Raw genomic sequence first — 6499 nt, forward strand, 5'->3', positions numbered from 1 at the left:
TTTATGTAAATTTGGTTCAATCTTGGCTAATTTTATAGTGTATGCACGATGCTCGTCTTGAGAATAATATTGAAGCTCTTAAGTCAGTTATCCATTCTTGGGCGCAACAACAAGATTTATGGAAAGATTGCAAATTTCAGTCGTGGAGTGAACATTTTGACGATGAACCAGAAGAGAACCCATGTGTTCTATTACTCTGTGCTTCTGGCCAACTTGGCGAAATTTTGTACGGATACTATGGTGATGAACTGCGCGATGAATTTGAAGAACTAATTGATAGCACAGGTTTCTATTTTGAGAATTATGGAGGTGGAGTATTTACCTTTTGGGTTAATGGTGATGAAGAGCTAGAAGAAGCATATCGTAATTACTTTGAATGGCAGTGGATTTGTGATTTAGTGCAGCCAGATTTTTCGGATCTGTATGAGGAAGTTTATGCACATTTTCACAAGTTTCCTGATGATTTATACCATCTTAATCCAAGGAAGTTCGAGATCCTACTTGATGGGATATTTCGTAATAACGGATATCAAACTCAACTTGGCTCTGGTCAAGCTGATGGTGGTGTAGATATTCGCTTATACTCTAATGATGTGATTGGTGAAGTAGTGACGTTGGTGCAGGCTAAGAGATACGCTAAATCCAGTCCTATTGATCTTCAAGCAGTACAAGCTTTAAGTGCTGTTGTAGAAGACGAACGAGCAAACCAAGGACTTTTCATAACGACTTCACGATATCTACCTTGTGCTAAACGCTTTGCTGCTAGACAGAATAGACGCATAAAATTGGCAGCTTCAGATGATGTAAGTTGTTGGTCTTCTAATGCCGCAGAACGTATTATCCGTGATAAATCTAGTCTAATAAAACCTGATTATTTGAGATATTTATTTAACTCAAAAAGTTTAACCAATACACTAGAAGGTAAAATTTTTCATGCTACTAAAAATTATGGAATGGTTTTGAACTCTTTTGTATTAGTTTTACGGGAATCAAAAGGAGCAGTTCTGCTAATGAATCTTCCAAAAACCACACTTAGCATAATTGGTGATAGTTTTCAAGGATACGAAGTGCCGGATACTGGGGTTGCTGCTCTTGACTATCTAAATGCAGAAAATGTATTTCGAGCAAAAAAGAAATATAACAACAAGGATGAACTTTATCTCTGGAGCAACCGAGAGCTTTATTCTCTTTGGGATGGCAAGCCGCAGTACTACGATCACCTTGATTAATAACCATACTGTTGTCACATGGCTTGTGATACAAGGTGATAGCTCACTCTTCCACAACAAGCGATCGCTTTATTTTTGAGGTTTTCTGCAAGGCGATTGCCTAAAATGCCATCATAGAAACAGCGATCGCAACATACAAAAAAGACTCAAACTATCAGTTGATCCAACACTAACACTGACAACGGTGGTAAAGACGGCAACTGCGCATCATTTGTCAAGAAAAATGATGCACGTCCACGAATAGCAGTAGCTTTTCTGTTTAGCATCTGGGGTTCTTAAGTTATAATCTGCCCTTAATTGTGCCGCATTTTCAGCGATGTCGGGAAAAACCTCGATAGCTGTTAAACCTTGGGAATTAAATAGAATTTCACGATATTGTTGAGCTAATGCTGTGTTTCCTTGTCGCAAGGGATAGACTAACACTTCCGTGATGGTCAAAACTGATGTTACAACGCTAAAATCACCACGAAACATCGCTTCAAAAAAAGCATCTGTAACAAACATCTAAATAATTAGGATTTTCTTCAATAAAGTAAATTAGTGGAGCAGTATCCAAACCTACAATTTGCCCCTGTAGCTGGACTAGCCATTCCATGAATCACGTTCCTGATTAATGTATTCTTGAGCATCAATGCCATTCCAGATTTCTTTACCTAATCCACGTAATTCGAGAATGCTATGCTTTTGCTTAGGTATCATCGTTACCTGTTGACGAATTAAGCTTGACAATTCTTCAATTAAGCGTATTTGCTCTTCAGGAGTTAGGCTTTGAGCTTGCAATAGTACTTCTTGATAATTAGACATAAAATATACACTCCAATTTCTCTGGACTTTAAGTCAAATATACACACACAGACAGACTGCGTTTCTTTATTTTATAAATAAATGTAGACAGGCTTGATATATGCTTGTTTATCAGAATAACCATTGCGATCGCACTCACTCTTGGACAACAGGCGATGTCTAACAAACAGCAAGCCGTTACAGGTCTAGGTTTTGTTTTTGAGGATTTCTGTAAGGCGATACCTACGGTGAGCTTCGCTAACGCACTTTGGGAAATTTTGGAGGTGTAGTGTACCCCAGCTACGCCTACGCTTCTATATTTTCAACGATATCATAATATGATATCATCAAAACTGTGGCTATATTCAACTTAACTGTAAGATGGCTGTAATTGTATTGATTAAATGGATCTCAATAACAAACAACGTCAGATTTTAGAGTTAATTTTTACAAATCCTGTACCATCTAATATTCTTTGGAAAGATATTGAAAGTTTATTTATAGCTCTCGGTGCTGATATTACTCAAGGTAGAGGTTCGCGGGTTCGTGTGAAATTAAATGATGTGAAAGCTGTTTTTCACGAACCGCATCCTCAAAATGAGACAGATAAAGGAGCAGTCAAATCTGTTAGAGAATTTTTAATTAAGGCAGGAATTGAAATATGATGACTTATAAAGGATACACAGCTAGTATAGAAGTAGATGTAGAAGCGGGAATACTTTTTGGTCAAGTCCTAGATATTAATGACGTAATTACCTTTAAGGCAAAAACTGTAGACGAAGCGCGTCAAGAATTTCAAATTTCTGTTGACGATTATCTTGCTTTCTGTGAAGAACTAGGAGAGGAGCCTGATAAACCATTCTCTGGTAAACTTCCATTCCGCACAACTCCAGAACACCACCGCAAAATATTTATTGCTGCTAAAAAGGCTGGCAAAAGCATAAATGCTTGGATGGATGAAATATTAACTGGTGCTGCGGATAAAGTAATCAATACTTAGAGTCAATCATTCTAAATATGTTTTTCGCTAAAGTGCATTCACCTTTGGCATTTTTATGGGAATATTCAAGTTGAAATTTTTCTATGGATGCGTTAACTATCAACTTTGCTCCTATTCTTAAAATAACAAATGAGCAGTTCTTCCAGTTATGTCAGATAAATGAATTAATCAGATTTGAGCGTAATGCTGATGGCACATTGCTATTAATGCCTTTAGTCGGAGGGTTAACCAGCAACCGCAATGCTAATTTAACTGCTCAACTTGGAGTGTGGAATCGTGATGAGTCAGTAGGTATAGTTTTTGGTTCTTCCGTTGGGTTTATTTTACCAAATGGGGCAGTTCGTTCTCCTGACGCATCTTGGTTAAGACGTGACAAATGGGATCATCTCACACAGGAGCAAAAAGAGAATTTTCCGCCTGTATGTCCTGATTTTGTCGTGGAATTGCGTTCTGATACTGATTGTTTAACAAGGCTACAAAATAAAATGCAAGAGTACCGAGACAACGGTGCTAGATTAGGTTGGTTAATTGATTTAGAAATTCGGCAAGTAGAAATTTATCGCTTTGGTAGAGATGTTGAAGTGCTGCAATCTCCTGCTAGTTTATCAGGAGAAGATATACTACCTGGATTTGTGCTTAATTTTGAAGATATCTGGTGAATTGATTAAAACACGAAGTGCGTTAGCGTAGCTCACCGTAGGTATCGCTTTGTTTTTGAGGTTTTTTGCAAGGTGATCGCTCTTTACAATGTCCCTCACCAACGGCTTCCGTCCGCTACTCTGAAGTGTAAGGTGGCTGGCAAATGCAATAAATCTACTCTGAGGCTAACGATTTAGGCTGATCTCAAACTGTAAATGTGAACGGTAGAAACAAACATCAAACTCCATAAAGAAGTTAACTTGCCCCAAAATTAGCGGTACGTTTGTAGCCTGTGTCTATGCAAATACAAGTTGTATAGGTTCAAATTGCCCAACTACTGCTTGAAGAACCACGACACGCGCCTTGTATTGAGCTAAATTACCTGTCAAACTCAATGCAGTTGTCTGCTGCTCCCATACGTAACCAAGCTCAACTCCTACTGGATAGGGAAGCACATTCACGCTTGCTCCAGTATCCAACAGACCGGATGCGATCGCAGAACTTTGCTGGTAGATCAAAGTAAGGGGTAGATAGGGGCGAAAACTGGCTTCACTCAATGCAACATCAATTGGGATAAAGGAATACCGTTGTGCGTTACGCATGGTCTTGAGTTTTAGCAGCTTCTAGCACTTTCAACATAGTATCTGCTGCTTCAACTGCATCATAAGGCGACCACACAGGATAGGACTGATCGGGCTTAATCAGCTCGGTTTCCTGTTGGGCTAACTCTGAGATTAAAACCTGCATAATATAAAACTTATCTGCTCGACTAAGTTCTCGCAAAGTGGAGATTAATTCTGCTGAAACCATGCAAAGCACTCTAGTAAATCAAGTCTGCTTCTTGATCATAGTTTATTCGTTGGGTTTCACTGCGTTTACCCCAAGCTACAACTAGAATAATCACCTTTGCAACTTACAGATGAGATAATTCAAACAGCTAATACAGCACTTCCGGCAGCTATGAGGTACATCATCCTCAAAGCTGAAAGCTATACTAGGAGAGGGGCAAGAAGAAAAACTGTATTGCATAATAGCGGGAAGCGCTGTAATGCGTAGGCGTAGACCGTCGTAGACATCGCACTCACTCTTCCACAAATGGCGATCGCTTAATTTTTGAGGTTTTCTGCAAAGCGATACCTACGGTGAGCTTTGCTAACGCATTCACTCTTCCACAACAGGCGATGTAATTTTGAGGGGATAGGATATTGAAGTTCTTAGTCAGTTAGTATAATTATAATAACTAAAACTTAATATCTAGGCAATATTACCACGAAGGAAATGCCAGCAAAAGACATTTACCATGATGCTGTTAAAAATGCCTTAATTAAAGATGGCTGGACAATTATAGCTGACCCTTATTTTTTGCAGTATGAAGATGCAGAACTTTATGCTGATTTATTTGTAGAGAAAGCCTTATTAGCAGAACAAGAAGGACGGAAAATCGTTGTAGAAATTAAGAGTTTTATCAGTCCTTCTCCTATGAGAGATTTTGAAAATGCTCTAGGTCAATATATTCTATACCGCGATATTTTACAACTAGCCAGTAAAAACTATAAAATTTATCTAGCAATCAGAGATACAGTATTTGATACTTTCTTTCAAAGAAAATCTATTCAAGCAGTGGTGAAACTTCAGCAAATTGAATTTATTGTTTTTAACAATGAAAGGGAGGAAATTACTTTATGGATAAATTAACACAATATCGAGAGTTAATTAAACAGGTGCTAACTGAATATGATAATTTATCTCGTCAATCACCTGATAAAGTTGCTGAAAATTGTTTAGTATTTGATGAAAATCGCGATCATTATCTCTGGTTAACTGTAGATTGGCAAGGCAGTAAAAGACTTAAATATACTCATATTCATATTCGGATTAAGAATGAGAAAATTTTCATAGAAGAAGACTGGACAGAAGAGGGAATAGCGACTGAATTAATGAACTTAGGTGTAAATACCAGCGATATTGTGTTAGCTTTTCAGCCTCCAGATGTGAGAAAATTTACAGAATTTGCAACAGCTTAGTAAATTATTATTCTACCGGGGCGATCGCTTTGTTTTTGAGGTTTTCTGCAAGGCGTAGGCGTAGCCCGTCGTAGACATCGCACTGTTGGGCATCAAAGCAAATGCAGCGTTTGATTTGATGGACAAAATCTTGTCCGCTATATTTAAGGTGTACCAGTTGTTTCCTCACTCCAAGTTAATCAGCATGGATATCACAGCTACTTTGAACGAAATCGCAACTCTCAGTGTTGAAGATAGAATCCGTCTTGTACAGGCAATTTGAGATACCATCGCAGCAGAGCAAGTTTACCCTGATTTAACCGATGCACAAAAGCAAGAGCTTGATCGTCAAACTGCTGACTATAATTCAAATCCAGATAATGTGCTGACTTGGGAGGAAATCAAAGCATCAATTAAGGGGCAGTAATGAATTATGTCGTGGTGTTTCGCCCAGAGGTTCGAGAAGAACTCAATGATGCATACAGTTGGTACGAGAGTAAAAAACCCGGTCTGGGTGATGAGTTTTTAGACTGTGTAGACTAAACGGTGAATCCAATTTCTCAGATGCCAGAATCCTATCTAATTGTCTACGTTAAAAAGTAAAAAGATAATTCCCATAAATAAATTTAGGGGATTTAATAAGGACGTATTATTTTTCTCTACAAGATGCTAAAGGCGAACGCGTTGCGCGTCTGCGCTTAGTTTTTAAGGTTTTTTCCAAGGCGATCGCATTTGCTATTTCGGCGACTACATTTGCTATTTCGGCGACTACATTTGCTATTTCGGCGACTACATTTGCTATTTCGGCGACTACATTTGCTATTTCGGCGACTACATTTGCTATT

At 38.4% G+C, this 6499-nt stretch carries 14 protein-coding genes; 8 read left to right on the top strand and 6 right to left on the bottom strand.

The genetic code is table 11. From position 1 onward, the window contains the following. Positions 1-41: 41 nt before the first annotated feature. Positions 42-1229 (top strand): restriction endonuclease, encoded by a 1188-nt coding sequence (locus tag V7L07_RS22465; RefSeq protein ID WP_335061091.1) that lies wholly within the window; start codon positions 42-44, stop codon positions 1227-1229. Between the two features lie 207 nt (positions 1230-1436). Here V7L07_RS22465 and V7L07_RS22470 read toward each other — a convergent pair whose 3' ends face one another. Both V7L07_RS22470 and V7L07_RS22475 read right to left on the bottom strand, forming a co-directional pair. Continuing rightward, positions 1437-1733 carry a type II toxin-antitoxin system VapC family toxin gene (locus tag V7L07_RS22470; protein WP_335061092.1) on the bottom strand — a complete coding sequence of 99 codons (297 nt, stop codon included), beginning with the start codon at positions 1731-1733 and terminating at the stop codon, positions 1437-1439. A gap of 78 nt (positions 1734-1811) precedes the next feature. Further along, a complete protein-coding gene (locus V7L07_RS22475) occupies positions 1812-2033 on the bottom strand; it encodes a hypothetical protein (RefSeq protein ID WP_179063863.1) in 222 nt (73 codons plus the stop codon). 104 nt (positions 2034-2137) lie between these two features. On the opposite strand from V7L07_RS22475, the gene V7L07_RS22480 reads away from it, so the two are divergent. From V7L07_RS22480 to V7L07_RS22495, 4 genes are all read left to right on the top strand, one after another. Then, positions 2138-2302, top strand: coding sequence for a hypothetical protein (locus tag V7L07_RS22480; protein WP_335061093.1), 165 nt, complete (start codon positions 2138-2140; stop codon positions 2300-2302). A gap of 114 nt (positions 2303-2416) precedes the next feature. Beyond that, entirely contained in the window at positions 2417-2677 is a 261-nt protein-coding gene (locus tag V7L07_RS22485) for a type II toxin-antitoxin system HicA family toxin (protein WP_174711983.1), read from the top strand. Then, positions 2677-3012 (top strand): type II toxin-antitoxin system HicB family antitoxin, encoded by a 336-nt coding sequence (locus V7L07_RS22490; protein ID WP_199346326.1) that lies wholly within the window; start codon positions 2677-2679, stop codon positions 3010-3012. The genes V7L07_RS22485 and V7L07_RS22490 overlap by 1 nt, the downstream gene beginning before the upstream one ends. A gap of 83 nt (positions 3013-3095) precedes the next feature. Then, on the top strand, positions 3096-3671 hold the full coding sequence (locus V7L07_RS22495) for a Uma2 family endonuclease (RefSeq protein WP_335061094.1): 576 nt from the start codon (positions 3096-3098) through the stop codon (positions 3669-3671). A gap of 276 nt (positions 3672-3947) precedes the next feature. Here V7L07_RS22495 and V7L07_RS22500 read toward each other — a convergent pair whose 3' ends face one another. Both V7L07_RS22500 and V7L07_RS22505 read right to left on the bottom strand, forming a co-directional pair. Then, the gene (locus V7L07_RS22500) at positions 3948-4253 is read right to left on the bottom strand and encodes a hypothetical protein (RefSeq protein WP_335061095.1); all 306 of its coding nucleotides are present in this window, start codon (positions 4251-4253) and stop codon (positions 3948-3950) included. After that, positions 4246-4461 (bottom strand): hypothetical protein, encoded by a 216-nt coding sequence (locus V7L07_RS22505; RefSeq protein ID WP_100899550.1) that lies wholly within the window; start codon positions 4459-4461, stop codon positions 4246-4248. The genes V7L07_RS22500 and V7L07_RS22505 overlap by 8 nt, the downstream gene beginning before the upstream one ends. Positions 4462-4929: 468 nt before the next feature. Between V7L07_RS22505 and V7L07_RS22510 the strand changes: the two genes are divergently transcribed. Together V7L07_RS22510 and V7L07_RS22515 are read left to right on the top strand one after the other, a co-directional pair. After that, positions 4930-5346 (top strand): XisH family protein, encoded by a 417-nt coding sequence (locus V7L07_RS22510; protein WP_292728942.1) that lies wholly within the window; start codon positions 4930-4932, stop codon positions 5344-5346. Beyond that, entirely contained in the window at positions 5334-5675 is a 342-nt protein-coding gene (locus V7L07_RS22515; protein ID WP_335061096.1) for a XisI protein, read from the top strand. Before V7L07_RS22510 ends, V7L07_RS22515 begins: the two co-directional genes overlap by 13 nt. A 7-nt stretch (positions 5676-5682) precedes the next feature. Here the strand turns inward: V7L07_RS22515 and V7L07_RS22520 are convergent, their stop codons facing one another. Then, positions 5683-5844, bottom strand: coding sequence for a hypothetical protein (locus V7L07_RS22520; RefSeq protein ID WP_335061097.1), 162 nt, complete (start codon positions 5842-5844; stop codon positions 5683-5685). A 99-nt stretch (positions 5845-5943) separates the two neighbouring features. On the opposite strand from V7L07_RS22520, the gene V7L07_RS22525 reads away from it, so the two are divergent. Continuing rightward, entirely contained in the window at positions 5944-6081 is a 138-nt protein-coding gene (locus tag V7L07_RS22525) for an addiction module protein (RefSeq protein ID WP_335061101.1), read from the top strand. Positions 6082-6303: 222 nt separating this feature from the next. Here the strand turns inward: V7L07_RS22525 and V7L07_RS22530 are convergent. After that, the coding region (locus V7L07_RS22530; protein ID WP_335061098.1) for a hypothetical protein at positions 6304-6499 on the bottom strand (196 nt) is incomplete at its 5' end.

This window comes from Nostoc sp., from assembly GCF_036916985.1.
Taxonomy (GTDB): Bacteria; Cyanobacteriota; Cyanobacteriia; order Cyanobacteriales; family Nostocaceae; genus Nostoc.

What these genes read in the sequence shown, in the direction of transcription:
- V7L07_RS22500 (WP_335061095.1), bottom strand. Translation starts at nt 4,253, where the DNA reads ATGCGTAACGCACAACGGTATTCCTTTATCCCAATTGATGTTGCATTG.
- V7L07_RS22495 (WP_335061094.1), top strand. Translation starts at nt 3,096, where the DNA reads ATGGATGCGTTAACTATCAACTTTGCTCCTATTCTTAAAATAACAAAT.
- V7L07_RS22470 (WP_335061092.1), bottom strand. Translation starts at nt 1,733, where the DNA reads ATGTTTGTTACAGATGCTTTTTTTGAAGCGATGTTTCGTGGTGATTTT.
- V7L07_RS22490 (WP_199346326.1), top strand. Translation starts at nt 2,677, where the DNA reads ATGACTTATAAAGGATACACAGCTAGTATAGAAGTAGATGTAGAAGCG.
- V7L07_RS22505 (WP_100899550.1), bottom strand. Translation starts at nt 4,461, where the DNA reads ATGGTTTCAGCAGAATTAATCTCCACTTTGCGAGAACTTAGTCGAGCA.
- V7L07_RS22465 (WP_335061091.1), top strand. Translation starts at nt 42, where the DNA reads ATGCACGATGCTCGTCTTGAGAATAATATTGAAGCTCTTAAGTCAGTT.
- V7L07_RS22475 (WP_179063863.1), bottom strand. Translation starts at nt 2,033, where the DNA reads ATGTCTAATTATCAAGAAGTACTATTGCAAGCTCAAAGCCTAACTCCT.
- V7L07_RS22485 (WP_174711983.1), top strand. Translation starts at nt 2,417, where the DNA reads ATGGATCTCAATAACAAACAACGTCAGATTTTAGAGTTAATTTTTACA.
- V7L07_RS22510 (WP_292728942.1), top strand. Translation starts at nt 4,930, where the DNA reads ATGCCAGCAAAAGACATTTACCATGATGCTGTTAAAAATGCCTTAATT.
- V7L07_RS22515 (WP_335061096.1), top strand. Translation starts at nt 5,334, where the DNA reads ATGGATAAATTAACACAATATCGAGAGTTAATTAAACAGGTGCTAACT.